Source organism: Streptomyces sp. NPDC052721 (genome assembly GCF_040678315.1).
GTDB lineage: Bacteria > Actinomycetota > Actinomycetes > Streptomycetales > Streptomycetaceae > Streptomyces.
The window spans coordinates 141,563-154,497 of sequence record NZ_JBFATL010000017.1 but is presented as its reverse complement, the minus strand read 5'-3'; the positions used below and the strand labels follow the sequence as shown (position 1 = coordinate 154,497).

Below are 12,935 nucleotides of genomic sequence, written 5' to 3'. Positions count from 1 at the left end.
GCGACCTCGGTCAGCCCCACCTCGGCGAAGTTCCCCAGGGTCAGGTCCAGGACCGTCAGCGACTCCTCCGCTCCCTCGGGACCCACCGGCACCAGGGCCTTGGGGAGGGTGTCGGTGTAGGGGCGCAGACGCCGTCCGGCGCCGGCCGCCAGCACGAGGCCGATCATGCGGGTTCTCCTTCGTCGTGTACGGCGGGCGCCCCGGCGGACACCCAGAAGCGGATGCTCTCGACGAGCACCACCAGGGCGACGGCCACGGCGAGGACGGTGAGCGCGACCTTGAACTGCGCGGCGGTGAGCACCGCGGCCAGAACGGCGACGAGCAGCGTCCGCCCCTCGTGCCCCCCGATGACGCGCACCAGCCAGGCCGGGGACGCTCCGGCGTCGCCGCGGATGCGGTACACCGTGTCGTAGTGATGGTAGGCGACGGCCGCCACCAGGCCGAAAGCCGCTGGAAGGGCCCCGTTCACGCCCGCTTTGCCGGCCAGGGCGAGGACCGTGCCGTACTCGGCGGCCCGGAAGAAGGGCGGGACGAGCCAGTCGAGGGCGCCCTTGAGGGGGCGGGCGACGGCGAGGGCCGAGGTGAGGACGTACACCACGGCGCCGGCGACCGGCAGCGGCCCGCCGAAGTCCGTGAGGGCCGAGCAGGCCACGGCCGCGGCGCCGCCGAGCAGGGCGACGGCGGGCACGGCGAGCCCGGGCAGGCCCTTCCCCGCCACGCGCCGCAGGGACGCGGCGAGCGGTCCGGAGTCGGCGAGGTCGGCGAGGGCCTGCGCCGCCCGGTCGGTGCGCCGCGCCTTGCGGGTCACCGAGCGCAGCACCCGGCCCGCCGTGGTGTACGTCGCCGCGAAGGCGCAGCCGGCGAGCAGGGCGTAGAAGGTGATCCGGGGGGTGGTGACCGCGGTGAGGACCGCGATCATCGCCCAGCGCTCGCCGATCGGCAGCACGATCATCCGCCGCAGCCAGACGGTCCAGCCGACGCTGTCGAGCTTGTCGGAGAGGGCGGCGGTGGGGCTGGTGTTGGCGGTGGCGTCGTGGTTGGCCTCGTTGAAGGAGAAGTCGACCACGTGCCGGCAGGTCTGGAGGATCATGGCGCCGAGGGCGAGGGCCCACACGTCGTCGCCGCCGCGGGCCGCGCCGAGGGCGAGGCCGGCGTAGTAGGCGTACTCCTTGGCCCGGTCGAAGGTGGCGTCGAGCCAGGCGCCGAGGGTGGAGTACTTCAGGGCGTAGCGGGCGAGCTGGCCGTCGGTGCAGTCCAGGACGAAGGAGGCGATCAGCAGCACTCCGGCCGCGACGAAGCCGCCGCGGGTGCCGGTCGCCGCGCAGCCGGCCGCTATCAGGGCGGTGAGCAGCGAGGCCGTGGTGACCTGGTTCGGGGTCAGGCCGCGGCGGGCGCACCAGCGGGCGATGTAGCGCGAGTAGGGGCTGATGAGGAACGTGGTGAAGAAGCCGTCCCGGGACTTCACGGCCGACTTCAGGCGGACGGCCTCGTCGTCGACGGCGGCGACGGCCTGCCGGGCCTCGTTGCGGGTCTGCGGGTCGGCCGGCACCGTGGCGACCAGGCTGCCCAGCTCGGGCCGGTGCACGGCGCCGCCGTCGGCGTCGAGGGCGCCGGCGACGCGGTCGGCGAGGCTGTCCAGGGCGAGCGCGGGGGCGCCGCCCTCGGCCGCGCGGGCGGTGGCCGTACCGCCGTCCGCGGAGGTCTCGCGGGCCACGGCCCGGGTGAGTGCCTGCCGGGCGGCGGGCTGGGCGGTGACGGCGCCGGGCACGGCGGCGAGCGGGAAGCGCGGGTCGGTCAGGCCGAGGCGCAGCGCGTGGAGGTGGCCGACGAAGCGGGCGTCGACCAGGGCCACGCGCCGGTCGGCCGGCACGGAGGCGAGCAGGGACTCCGTCTCGGCGGCGTCGGCGGCCACGCGCACATCGAAGCCGAGGGACCGCAGATCGTTCTCCAGCGACGATCCGGGGACCGGCTGACCGGTGACGATGGCGGTCGACAACCGAACTCACTCCCTGGGTGCCGGCGCGCGGGCGCCGGTCTCTTGCATGGTGGGGCGCCCTGCCTGCGGCACCCGGGCGGCATGTCGGCAGAGGCTATCGGATGGTCCGGAGCCGGTGTTCACCGGCCGTTCACGGTCCGGCCCACGGGGGCTGCCCCGGCCTTTGCCGCGATCATCATCGGGGATCCGGGGCCCGGCCCACAAACCCATGGGGCAGACCCGGGCAACCGGGACACCGGGCCGTTCGGCATAGGGTGGGCGACCATGACATGGCTGATCACCGGCGGAGCCGGATACATCGGGGCGCATGTGGCACGGGCCATGGCGGGCGCCGGGGAGAACGTCGTGGCGCTGGACGACCTGTCGGCGGCCGTGCCCGCGCGGCTGCCGGCCGAGGTGCCGCTGGTCCAGGGTTCGACGCTGGACGGGGCGCTGCTGAAGCGGGTCTTCGCGGAGTACGGCGTGACGGGCGTCGTCCATCTCGCGGCGCGCAAGCAGGTCGCGGAGTCGGTGGCCCAGCCCACCCGCTACTACCGGGAGAACGTGGGCGGTCTGGCCACGCTCCTGGACGCGGTCGCCGAGGCGGGCATCGACCGCCTGCTGTTCTCGTCGTCGGCGGCCGTGTACGGCAACCCCGACGTGGACCTGATCACCGAGGACACCCCGTGCGTCCCGGTGAACCCGTACGGCGAGACCAAGCTGGCCGGCGAGTGGCTGGTGCGGGCGGCGGGCCGCGCGCACGGCATCTCCACCGTGTGTCTGCGCTATTTCAACGTGGCCGGCGCCGCGGCGCCGGAGCTGGCGGACACGGGTGTGTTCAACATCGTGCCGATGGTCTTCGACCGGCTCACCCGGGACGAGGCCCCGCGCGTCTTCGGCGACGACTATCCGACGCCGGACGGCACCTGCGTCAGGGACTACATCCACGTCGCCGACCTCGCGGAGGCCCACCTGGCGGCGGCGCGCCGGCTGGCCGCCGGGGACCTCACCGGTGATCTGACGCTGAACATCGGCCGGGGCGAGGGCGTCTCGGTGCGCGAGCTGATCACGGTCATCGGGGAGGTCACCGGGGACCGCCGGGCGCCCGTGATGGAGGGCCGCCGCCCCGGTGACGCGCCGCGCGCGGTGGCCTCGGCCGAGCGGGCCGCCGAAGCACTGGGCTGGCGGGCCCGGCGCGGGGTGCGGGAGATGATCGAGTCGGCATGGGCGGGCTGGCGGCTGCACCACGGCAGCTGAGACAGCCCTCCGGCGCCGTGACCTGCGTAACGTTTCCGCAGGTCACGGCACATGACAACGGTGTTCAGTGCCGCGTTGCCCCCTACCCCCGCCCCGTAGTTCACTGGCTTCCGGGCAGCCACACGGAAGGCGGTAGTCATGGGGGCAGGGCACGACCACGGGCACGCGCACTCCCACGCGCCGGCCACGGGTACGGCCACGGCCGCGTACCGGGGCCGGCTGAGGATCGCGCTGGGCATCACGCTCACGGTCATGGTCGTCGAGATCGCCGGCGGCCTGCTCGCGGACTCGCTCGCGCTGATCGCGGACGCGGCGCACATGGCGACGGACGCGGTGGGCCTCGGCATGGCCCTGCTCGCCGTGCACTTCGCGAACCGCCCGGCGAGCACCAACCGCACCTACGGCTACGCCCGCGCCGAGATCCTCGCGGCCCTGGCCAACTGTCTGCTGCTGCTCGGGGTCGGCGGATACGTCCTGTACGAGGCGGTCCAGCGGTTCACGGAGCCGGCGCAGACCCGGGGCGGCCTGATGGTCGTGTTCGGTCTGATCGGCCTGGTGGCCAACTCCGTCTCGCTGGTGCTGCTGATGCGCGGGCAGAAGGAGAGCCTGAACGTGCGCGGCGCCTTCCTGGAGGTGGCCGCGGACGCGCTGGGCTCGGTGGCGGTGCTGATCTCGGCGGCGGTGATCCTGGCCACCGGCTGGCAGGCGGCGGACCCGGTCGCCTCGCTGGTCATCGGGCTGATGATCGTGCCGCGGACGCTGAAGCTGCTGCGCGAGACGCTGGACGTGCTGCTGGAGGCGGCCCCCAAGGGCGTCGACATGGCGGACGTCCGGGCGCACATCCTGGCGCTGGACGGCGTGGAGGACGTCCACGACCTGCACGCCTGGACGATCACCTCGGGCATGCCGGTGCTGTCGGCGCACGTGGTGGTCAGCTCCGAGGTGCTGACCGCCATCGGGCACGAGAAGGTGCTGCACGAACTGCAGGGCTGCCTGGGCGATCACTTCGACGTGGAGCACTGCACCTTCCAGCTGGAGCCGGGCGGGCACGCGGAGCACGAAGCGCGGCTGTGCCACTGACCGCGCGCACTGCCGTTCGGCGCACCCCCGGACGGTTCCCCGCGGCCGGCTCCGGGCACGATGATCTACCGGGTCCGGCTCCCGCTGCCGCGCCGCGCGCCGACGTGCGCGACGTGCCGGGAGTGCCGGATTCGTACGGCAGACTTGGGGTGCGAAGACCGAGGCGAAGGATGGGTATGCCGATCACACCTGCCACCGCGACGCACAGCTCGTCGAAGGGCACCGCAGAGGCGATTTTGCTGGAACTGGTCGACGAGAAGGGTGTGACGATCGGTACGGCGGAGAAGCTCGCCGCCCATCAGCCGCCGGGGCAGCTGCACCGCGCGTTCTCGGTGTTCCTCTTCGACGAGCAGGGCCGGCTGCTGCTCCAGCAGCGGGCGCTCGGCAAGTACCACTCCCCCGGTGTGTGGTCCAACACCTGCTGCGGTCACCCGTACCCGGGCGAGGCGCCGTTCGCGGCGGCGGCCCGGCGCACGTACGAGGAGCTGGGCGTGTCGCCGTCGCTGCTCGCGGAGGCCGGCACGGTCCGTTACAACCACCCGGACCCCGCCTCGGGCCTGGTGGAGCAGGAGTTCAACCATCTGTTCGTCGGTCTGGTGCAGGCGCCGCTCGGGCCGGACCCGGAGGAGGTCGCCCAGGCCGCTTTCGTGACGGCGGCCGAGCTGGCCGAGCGGCATGCCCGGGACCCGTTCTCGGCCTGGTTCATGACCGTCCTGGACGCCGCCCGCCCGGCCATCAGGGAACTGACGGGCCCGTCCGCCGGCTGGTAGCCGCCACGGCCGGCGGTGCCGTCACCGGCCAGGGGCGGGCCGTCGGCCGGCGGGCGCTACGGCAGTGAGGGGGGCTTGAGCGGGAGGGCGGCCCAGATCACCTTGCCGCCGCTCGCGGTGTGCTCCACGTCGACCACCCCGCCCGCCTCCCGCGCCACCTCGCGGACCAGGAGGAGGCCCCGGCCGCCGGTCCGGCCGTGGTCGGCCTCCAGGGCCGTCGGGCGGTAGGGGTGGTTGTCCTCCACGGACACCCGCACCCACTCGGCGCCGACGGCCACCTCCACGGCCAGCACCGGCGACAGCAGCGCCGCGTGCCGGACCGCGTTGGTGACCAGCTCGGAGACGATCAGCAGCAGCCCGTGCACCAGGTCGTCGGAGACCGGCACACCCTGGCGCAGCAGCAGGTCCCGCACCGCGTGCCGGGCCTGCGGGACCGAGGCGTCCACCGCGGCCGCGGTGAACCGCCAGACGCCTTCGTACGGCAGTGGATCCGGCGGCCTGTCGCCGCCCCCCGCTGGGCGCGGACCGTCCTCGCGCCCGTGGTTGTCCATCGTCCGGTCGCCACCCTCGCGCTCGATTGTCACCACACGTCGAGTGTTGGTAACGATCCGCTCGGGTCCGGATGCCTGAACACAAGTAGGCGGGTATCGAACGGTTTCTGACCGACTCCGTATGACCTCGTCGCGGGCGGGACTGTTCCTGTTTCCTCGGCGCCGGTTCGCGAACTAGTCGGGTTGTACGAGGCCGACGCTACGATCCCCGCATGGAGCCCCAGCTGTCCCACCAGGTCACCGACTCCGTCGCCACCGTGGTGATCCGTCATCCCGCCAAGCGCAACGCCATGACGACAGCGATGTGGCGGGCCCTCCCCCCGCTGCTGGACGCGCTGGCCCGTGACCCCCGGGTCCGGGCTCTGGTGCTCACCGGTGAGGGCGGGACCTTCTGCGCGGGTGCCGACATCTCCACGCTCCAGGACGCACCGGAGGAGGCACCGGCCCTGGCGGTGGCCGCCGAGGAGGCCCTGGCCGCGTTCCCCAAGCCGACCCTCGCCGCGGTGCGCGGCCACTGCGTGGGCGGCGGGGCGCAGCTCGCGGCGGCCTGTGACCTGCGGCTGGCGGAGGAGGGAGCGCTGTTCGGGGTGACACCGGCCCGGCTCGGTGTCGTCTATCCGGCCTCCTCGACCCGCCGGCTGGTGTCCCTGGTCGGCGCGGCCACGGCCAAGTACCTGCTGTTCACGGCCGAGTTGATCGACACCGGGCGGGCGCTGCGCACCGGCCTGGTGGACGAGGTGCTGCCGGAGGGGGAACTGGACAAGCGGGTCGCGGACCTGACCCGGGTCCTGGTGTCCCGTTCGCAGCTCACCCAGGCCGCCGCCAAGGAGTTCGCCGCCGGCCGCACCGACCGTGACGCCCACTGGGCCGCCCAGGCGCGCGGCAGCGGCGACGTCGAGGAGGGAGTCGCCGCGTTCCTGGAGCGCCGGCAGCCGCGCTTCACCTGGAGCGTGTCTACGTCAGGATGAAACGGCTCGCGGCACGCCACTTCTCGACGAGGTGCGCGGGCGCCTTCTCCGGTGAACCGGCGTCGTACGGCGGCTGGGGGTCGTACTCGGTCAGCAGCTGGACGGACTGGGCGTGCTCGTCGCCGGCGACGGTGCCGAGGAGGGTCAAGCCCATGTCGATGCCGGACGACACGCCCGCCGAGGTGACGTACTTGCCGTCCACGACCACCCGCTCCCCCGTCGGTTCGGCCCCGAAGCCGCGCAGCTGGTCCAGCGCGAGCCAGTGCGAGGTGGCGCGGCGGCCGCGCAGCAGCCCGGCGGCGGCCAGCAGCAGCGAGCCGGTGCACACCGAGGTGGTCCAGGTGCTGGTGGCGTCCGCCGCGCGAAGCCAGTCCAGCAGGACGGTGTTCTCCATCTGCTCGCTCTGCCCGGGACCGCCCGGGACGATCACGATGTCCGGGGACGGCACGTCGGCGAGGGTCCGGTCGGCGATGAGCGCCAGGTTCCCGGTGTCGGTACGGACGCCTCCGGTGCGCTCGGCGATGAAGACGGTCTCGGAGCCGGGGAGCCGGCCGAGGGTCTCGTAGGGGCCGATGGCGTCGAGGGCGGTGAAGCGGTCGTAGAGCACGATGGCGATCTGCATGGAATTCCCTTGACTCGTATGGTGGGTGAGCATCCGTCAGACGACGGGGGCGGGGCGGAAGCGGCGGCGGTACTCGGCCGGGGACGCGCCCAGGGTGCGCAGGAAGGCGCGGCGCATGGCCTCCGGTGTGCCGTAGCCGCTGGCGCGGGCGACCTGTTCGATGCCGTCGGTGGTGTCCTCCAGCAGGCGGCGCGCGTGTTCGAGGCGGACCCGGTCGACGTACCGGCCCGGTGTCATGCCGGTCTCCGCCTGGAAGGCGCGGGCGAAGTGGCGCGGGGAGAGGGCCGCGCGGGCGGCCAGCGCCTCGACACCGAGGTCGCCGTCCGGGTGTTCGGTGATCCACTGCTGGACGTCCCGGAGGGGTTCCCGGCGGGCCGCCTGGACGGCCAGCTGGGCGCTGAACTGGGCCTGGTTGCCCGGCCTGCGCAGGAACACCACGAGATGGCGGGCGATGGTCAGCGCCACCTGCCGGCCCAGGTCCTCCTCCACCAGCGCGAGGGCGAGGTCGATGCCCGCGGTGACCCCGGCGGAGGTGGCCACGTGTCCGTCCCGCACGAAGATCGGGTCTGGGTCGACCCGGACGGCGGGGTGGTCCCGGGCAAGCTTGTCGCAGTACGCCCAGTGCGTCGTGACGCGCCGGCCGTCCAGGAGCCCGGCCCGCGCCAGCGGGATCGCACCGGTGCACACGGAGACCAGGCGCGCGGCCCGCGGGCCGTGCGCGCGCAGCCACTCCACCAGCCGCGGATCGGGGTCGCGGGTGCCCTCCCCGCCGGGGACCAGCAGGGTGTGCGGATCCGCCGTGTCCGCCAGCGATCCGTCCGGTACGACGGTCAGCCCGCTGGAGGTGCGCACCGGCCCGCCGTCCACGGAGGCCGTGCGGACCCGGTACGAGCCCGGGGTGTGCTTCTCCGCGCCGGCGAAGACCTCCATGGGGCCGGTGACATCGAGACTCTGCACGCCGTCGAAGACGGTGACGAGGACGGTTCGCTGCGTCATGGCCTCGATTCTGGGCGGCCCCGCGCGCGGCAGCAACGACGGATTTCCCACCTTTTCTGCCACGGGGGTTCTGGAGTTCCCGGGTGCTGCCCCGGGTTTCCCGCGCCGTCCGGAGGTACCCGGGGTGACGAGAGCCCACGACGAAAGGAGATCGTTCCGTGTTCCGTGCCCTCGCAGACGTACTGCGGCAGATCGGCGGCGCCGTCGCCACGGTGGTCACGCTCCCGTTCCGGGCGCTCGCCCGGTTGTTCGGCGGAGCGTCGTCCTCCGCGCGCGGGAGCCGGGCCTGACGCCGGGCCCGGCGCCCCGCCGGGTGCCGCCCTGATCCCCGGTTGTCGGTGTCACCTGCCACAATTGCCGCGCAACCTCAGTGGAGAAGGCGGTACGGGATCGTGACGACACCCGGGTCCCTCGGAGCAGGGTCCATCGAAGGCAGGATCGCCGAGGAGCTCGGCGTACGGGAGCGGCAGGTGAAGGCCGCGGTGGAACTGCTCGACGGCGGTTCGACCGTGCCCTTCATCGCTCGCTACCGCAAGGAAGCGACCGAGATGCTCGACGACGCGCAGCTGCGCACCATCGAGGAGCGGCTGCGCTATCTGCGGGAGCTGGAGGAGCGGCGGACCGCGATCCTGGAGTCGGTGCGGGAGCAGGGCAAGCTCACCGAGGAGCTTCAGGCGCGCATCCGCGGCGCGGAGACGAAGGCGCGTCTGGAGGACATCTACCTCCCCTACAAGCCCAAGCGGCGCACCAAGGCGCAGATCGCGCGCGAGGCGGGCCTGGAGCCGCTCGCGGAGGGACTGCTCGGCGACCCCACGGTCGAACCGCTGGCGGCCGCCGCCGCGTTCGTGGACGCCGACAGGGGCGTCGCCGATCCGCAGGCCGCGCTGGAGGGCGCGCGGGCGATCCTCACCGAGCGGTTCTCCGAGGACGCCGACCTGATCGGCGAGCTGCGCGAGCGCATGTGGGTGCGCGGGCGGCTGGCCGCGAAGGTGCGCGAGGGCAAGGAGGAGGCGGGCGCCAAGTTCGCCGACTACTTCGACTTCGCCGAGCCGTTCACCGAGCTGCCCTCGCACCGGATCCTGGCGATGCTGCGCGGGGAGAAGGAGGAGGTGCTGGACCTCGTCCTGGAGCCGGAGGAGGCCACGGAGGGCCCGTCCTCGTACGAGGGAATCATCGCGTCGAAGTTCGGGATCGCCCACCGGGGCCGCCCGGCCGACAAGTGGCTGACGGACACGGTCCGCTGGGCCTGGCGCACCCGCATCCTGGTCCACCTCGGGATCGACCTGCGCCTGAGGCTGCGGACGGCCGCGGAGGACGAGGCGGTCAACGTGTTCGCGGCGAACCTGCGGGACCTGCTGCTGGCCGCCCCGGCCGGCACCCGCGCGACGCTCGGCCTGGACCCCGGTTTCCGCACGGGCGTGAAGGTCGCCGTGGTCGACGCGACCGGCAAGGTCGTCGCCACGGACGTCATCTACCCGCACGTCCCGGCCAACAAGTGGGACGAGGCGCTCGCCAAGCTGGCGCGGCTCGCGAAGGAGCACGCGGTCGAGCTGATCGCGATCGGCAACGGCACGGCGTCCCGTGAGACCGACAAGCTCGCCGGTGAACTCATCGCCGGCCACCCGGAGCTGAAGCTCACCAAGGTGGTGGTGTCCGAGGCGGGCGCGTCGGTGTACTCCGCGTCGCAGTACGCCTCGCAGGAGCTGCCGGACATGGACGTGTCGCTGCGCGGCGCGGTCTCCATCGCCCGGCGCCTGCAGGACCCGCTGGCCGAGCTGGTGAAGATCGACCCGAAGTCGATCGGCGTCGGCCAGTACCAGCACGACCTGTCCGAGGTGAAGCTGTCCCGCTCGCTGGACGCGGTCGTGGAGGACTGTGTGAACGGCGTCGGCGTGGACGTCAACACGGCGTCCGTGCCGCTCCTCGCGCGCGTGTCGGGCATCTCGGCCGGACTCGCCGAGAACATCGTCGCCCACCGGGACCAGAACGGTCCCTTCACGTCCCGTTCCGAGCTGAAGAAGGTGGCGCGGCTCGGCCCGAAGGCGTACGAGCAGTGCGCGGGCTTCCTGCGCATCCGCGGCGGCACCGATCCGCTGGACGCCTCCAGCGTGCACCCCGAGGCGTACCCGGTGGTGCGCCGCATGGTGAAGACCACGGGCCAGGAGGTGGCGTCCCTCATCGGCAACACGGGGGTGCTGCGCTCGCTGCGGCCGGCCGACTTCGTGGACGACACCTTCGGTCTGCCGACCGTCACCGACATCCTCAAGGAGCTGGAGAAGCCGGGCCGCGACCCGCGTCCCGCGTTCCGGACGGCCACCTTCAAGGAGGGCGTGGAGAAGATCTCCGACCTGTCCGCCGGAATGGTCCTGGAGGGCGTGGTCACCAACGTGGCCGCCTTCGGAGCGTTCGTGGACGTCGGTGTCCACCAGGACGGTCTGGTGCACGTGTCGGCGATGTCGAAGTCGTTCGTCAAGGACCCGCGCGATGTCGTGAAGCCCGGCGACATCGTCAAGGTGAAGGTCCTGGACGTCGACATCCCGCGCAAGCGGATCGCGCTGACGCTGCGCCTGGACGACGAGGCCGCCCCGCAGGGCCAGGGCGGTGGCCGGCAGCAGCGTGGCGGTGCCCGTCCGCCGCAGCAGCGGCAGAGCGGCGGCCAGCGGCAGGGCCGCGGCGGCGGTGACCGCGGCGGCCGGCAGGCCCCGGCACCGGCCAACAGCGCGATGGCGGACGCGCTGCGCCGCGCGGGCCTGCTGGACCCGAAGAAGCGCTGACGGGCGGGGCGGGACCGGGCGAGGTGAGCCGGCCCGGTCCCGCCCCGGAAACCATGGACGGCGCCGCGCGCCACCGCGTGGGCCGGTAGGTCCTGTCGTCAAACTCCCGTCGTCCGCCCGGAGGGCGGGCCGCGCGGCGTCAGGTGCGTGCTGGATGTACTTGGGTCGGGGCCCGGTGCGGCGAGAGTGCGTGCATGGCGTCGCGCGGCAGACGGGAGTTTGACGACAGGGCCTAGCGCTCCGTCACCTTGCCGGCGGCGACCTCCAGGCGCCGGGTCACCCGGACCGCGTCCAGCATGCGCCGGTCGTGGGTGACCAGCAGGAGCGTGCCCGTGTAGGCGTCGAGGGCCGACTCCAGCTGCTCGATGGCCGGCAGGTCGAGGTGGTTCGTCGGCTCGTCCAGGACGAGGAGGTTGACGCCCCGGCCCTGGAGCAGGGCGAGCGCGGCGCGGGTGCGTTCGCCCGGGGAGAGGGTCGCGGCCGGGCGCAGCACATGGCCGGCCTTCAGACCGAACTTGGCCAGCAGGGTGCGGACCTCCGCCGGTTCGGTGTCGGGGACGGCGGCGCAGAAGGCGTCGAGCAGGGTCTCGGGGCCGTGGAACAGCCCCCGGGCCTGGTCGACCTCGCCGACCAGGACCCCGGAGCCGAGGGCCGCGTGCCCGGAGTCGAGCGGGACGCGGCCCAGCAGCGCGCCGAGCAGCGTGGACTTCCCGGATCCGTTGGCCCCCGTCACCGCGATCCGGTCCGCCCAGTCGATCTGCAGGGAGACCGGGCCGAAGGTGAAGTCGCCGCGCCGGACCTCGGCGTCCCGCAGCGTCGCCACGACCGCGCCCGAGCGCGGCGCGGAGGCGATCTCCATCCGCAGCTCCCACTCCTTGCGCGGCTCCTCCACCACGTCCAGGCGCTCGATCATGCGCTGGGTCTGCCGGGCCTTGGCGGCCTGCTTCTCGCTGGCCTCGCTGCGGAACTTGCGGCCGATCTTGTCGTTGTCGCTGCCGGCCTTGCGGCGGGCGTTCTTCACGCCCTTGTCCATCCAGGCGCGCTGCGTCTGGGCACGGTCCTGCAGAGCCGCCTTCTTGTCGGCGTACTCCTCGTACTCCTCGCGGGCGTGCCGGCGGGCCACCTCGCGCTCCTCCAGGTAGGCGTCGTAGCCGCCGCCGTAGAGGTTGATCTGCCGCTGGGCGAGGTCGAGTTCGAGCACCTTGGTGACCGTGCGGGCGAGGAACTCGCGGTCGTGGCTGACGACGACCGTGCCCGCGCGCAGCCCGGTGACGAACCGTTCCAGACGCTCCAGGCCGTCGAGGTCCAGGTCGTTGGTGGGCTCGTCCAGGAGGAAGACGTCGTAGCGGGAGAGCAGCAGGGAGGCGAGGCCGGCGCGGGCCGCCTGGCCGCCGGAGAGGGCGGTCATCGGCTGGTCCAGGTCCACGGCGAGACCGAGGGAGTCGGCGACCTCCTCCGCGCGCTCCTCCAGGTCGGCGCCGCCCAGGCCGAGCCAGCGCTCCAGGGCGGCGGCGTAGGCGTCGTCGGCGCCGGGCGCCCCGTCGACCAGCGCCTGGGTGGCCTCGTCCATGACCCGCTGGGCCTCGGCGACCCCGGTGCGGCGGGCCAGGAACTCCCGGACGGTCTCCTCCGGCCGGCGCTCCGGCTCCTGCGGCAGGTGGCCGACGGTCGCGGCCGGCGGGGACAGGCGCAGTTCGCCCTGCTCGGGCGGGGTGAGTCCGGCGAGCATCCGCAGCAGGGTCGACTTTCCCGCGCCGTTGGGCCCGACCAGCCCGATCACGTCGCCGGGCGCGACGACCAGGTCGAGCCCGGAGAACAGGGAGCGGTCGCCGTGTCCGGCGGCGAGGTTCTTGGCAACGAGGGTGGCAGTCATCAGGATGCCGATCCTAGTGGCGGCACGCGCGCGTCTCGGCCAGGTTCTCCGCCGGTCAGCGGTGGCGGG

At 73.4% G+C, this 12,935-nt stretch carries 12 protein-coding genes; 6 read left to right on the top strand and 6 right to left on the bottom strand.

Annotated features, from left to right (window positions below; genetic code table 11):
- Together AB0L21_RS18700 and AB0L21_RS18695 are read right to left on the bottom strand one after the other, a co-directional pair.
- Positions 1-167 (bottom strand): sugar phosphate nucleotidyltransferase (locus AB0L21_RS18700; protein ID WP_365785159.1); only part of this gene is annotated, 167 nt, incomplete at its 3' end.
- Positions 164-1,996, bottom strand: coding sequence for a DUF5941 domain-containing protein (locus tag AB0L21_RS18695; RefSeq protein ID WP_365785151.1), 1,833 nt, complete (start codon positions 1,994-1,996; stop codon positions 164-166). The genes AB0L21_RS18695 and AB0L21_RS18700, both read right to left, overlap by 4 nt.
- Positions 1,997-2,260: 264 nt before the next feature.
- On the opposite strand from AB0L21_RS18695, the gene galE reads away from it, so the two are divergent.
- The 3 genes from galE (at position 2,261) to idi (ending at position 5,082) form a co-directional block, all read left to right on the top strand.
- Entirely contained in the window at positions 2,261-3,232 is a 972-nt protein-coding gene (gene galE, locus AB0L21_RS18690; protein WP_365785149.1) for a UDP-glucose 4-epimerase GalE, read from the top strand.
- Between the two features lie 138 nt (positions 3,233-3,370).
- Positions 3,371-4,312 (top strand): cation diffusion facilitator family transporter, encoded by a 942-nt coding sequence (locus AB0L21_RS18685; protein WP_365711447.1) that lies wholly within the window; start codon positions 3,371-3,373, stop codon positions 4,310-4,312.
- A gap of 176 nt (positions 4,313-4,488) precedes the next feature.
- A complete protein-coding gene (idi, locus tag AB0L21_RS18680; protein ID WP_365711445.1) occupies positions 4,489-5,082 on the top strand; it encodes an isopentenyl-diphosphate Delta-isomerase in 594 nt (197 codons plus the stop codon).
- A gap of 56 nt (positions 5,083-5,138) precedes the next feature.
- Here the strand turns inward: idi and AB0L21_RS18675 are convergent, their stop codons facing one another.
- Positions 5,139-5,633, bottom strand: a complete 495-nt coding sequence (locus AB0L21_RS18675; protein ID WP_365711451.1) for an ATP-binding protein — start codon at positions 5,631-5,633, stop codon at positions 5,139-5,141.
- Between the two features lie 212 nt (positions 5,634-5,845).
- Here AB0L21_RS18675 and AB0L21_RS18670 point away from each other — a divergent pair, with 212 nt between their 5' ends.
- Entirely contained in the window at positions 5,846-6,601 is a 756-nt protein-coding gene (locus AB0L21_RS18670; protein ID WP_365785147.1) for an enoyl-CoA hydratase/isomerase family protein, read from the top strand.
- Here AB0L21_RS18670 and AB0L21_RS18665 read toward each other — a convergent pair.
- Together AB0L21_RS18665 and AB0L21_RS18660 are read right to left on the bottom strand one after the other, a co-directional pair.
- A complete protein-coding gene (locus AB0L21_RS18665) occupies positions 6,588-7,223 on the bottom strand; it encodes a DJ-1/PfpI family protein (RefSeq protein WP_365711441.1) in 636 nt (211 codons plus the stop codon). The two genes, AB0L21_RS18670 and AB0L21_RS18665, sit on opposite strands and share 14 nt — an antisense overlap.
- Before the next feature lie 36 nt (positions 7,224-7,259).
- Positions 7,260-8,219 carry a GlxA family transcriptional regulator gene (locus AB0L21_RS18660; protein WP_365785145.1) on the bottom strand — a complete coding sequence of 320 codons (960 nt, stop codon included), beginning with the start codon at positions 8,217-8,219 and terminating at the stop codon, positions 7,260-7,262.
- A 158-nt stretch (positions 8,220-8,377) separates the two neighbouring features.
- Between AB0L21_RS18660 and AB0L21_RS18655 the strand changes: the two genes are divergently transcribed.
- Positions 8,378-8,509, top strand: a complete 132-nt coding sequence (locus tag AB0L21_RS18655; protein WP_268252792.1) for an LPFR motif small protein — start codon at positions 8,378-8,380, stop codon at positions 8,507-8,509.
- Positions 8,510-8,611: 102 nt separating this feature from the next.
- Positions 8,612-10,993, top strand: a complete 2,382-nt coding sequence (locus tag AB0L21_RS18650; RefSeq protein ID WP_365785143.1) for a Tex family protein — start codon at positions 8,612-8,614, stop codon at positions 10,991-10,993.
- Positions 10,994-11,225: 232 nt separating this feature from the next.
- Here the strand turns inward: AB0L21_RS18650 and AB0L21_RS18645 are convergent, their stop codons facing one another.
- Positions 11,226-12,866, bottom strand: a complete 1,641-nt coding sequence (locus AB0L21_RS18645; protein ID WP_365785141.1) for an ABC-F family ATP-binding cassette domain-containing protein — start codon at positions 12,864-12,866, stop codon at positions 11,226-11,228.
- Between the last annotated feature and the right edge of the window lie 69 nt (positions 12,867-12,935).

Excerpts from the sequence above, each read along its gene's own strand:
- AB0L21_RS18670 (WP_365785147.1), top strand. The coding sequence starts at position 5,846 with ATGGAGCCCCAGCTGTCCCACCAGGTCACCGACTCCGTCGCCACCGTG.
- AB0L21_RS18645 (WP_365785141.1), bottom strand. The coding sequence starts at position 12,866 with ATGACTGCCACCCTCGTTGCCAAGAACCTCGCCGCCGGACACGGCGAC.
- idi (WP_365711445.1), top strand. The coding sequence starts at position 4,489 with ATGCCGATCACACCTGCCACCGCGACGCACAGCTCGTCGAAGGGCACC.
- AB0L21_RS18665 (WP_365711441.1), bottom strand. The coding sequence starts at position 7,223 with ATGCAGATCGCCATCGTGCTCTACGACCGCTTCACCGCCCTCGACGCC.
- galE (WP_365785149.1), top strand. The coding sequence starts at position 2,261 with ATGACATGGCTGATCACCGGCGGAGCCGGATACATCGGGGCGCATGTG.
- AB0L21_RS18660 (WP_365785145.1), bottom strand. The coding sequence starts at position 8,219 with ATGACGCAGCGAACCGTCCTCGTCACCGTCTTCGACGGCGTGCAGAGT.
- AB0L21_RS18685 (WP_365711447.1), top strand. The coding sequence starts at position 3,371 with ATGGGGGCAGGGCACGACCACGGGCACGCGCACTCCCACGCGCCGGCC.
- AB0L21_RS18675 (WP_365711451.1), bottom strand. The coding sequence starts at position 5,633 with ATGGACAACCACGGGCGCGAGGACGGTCCGCGCCCAGCGGGGGGCGGC.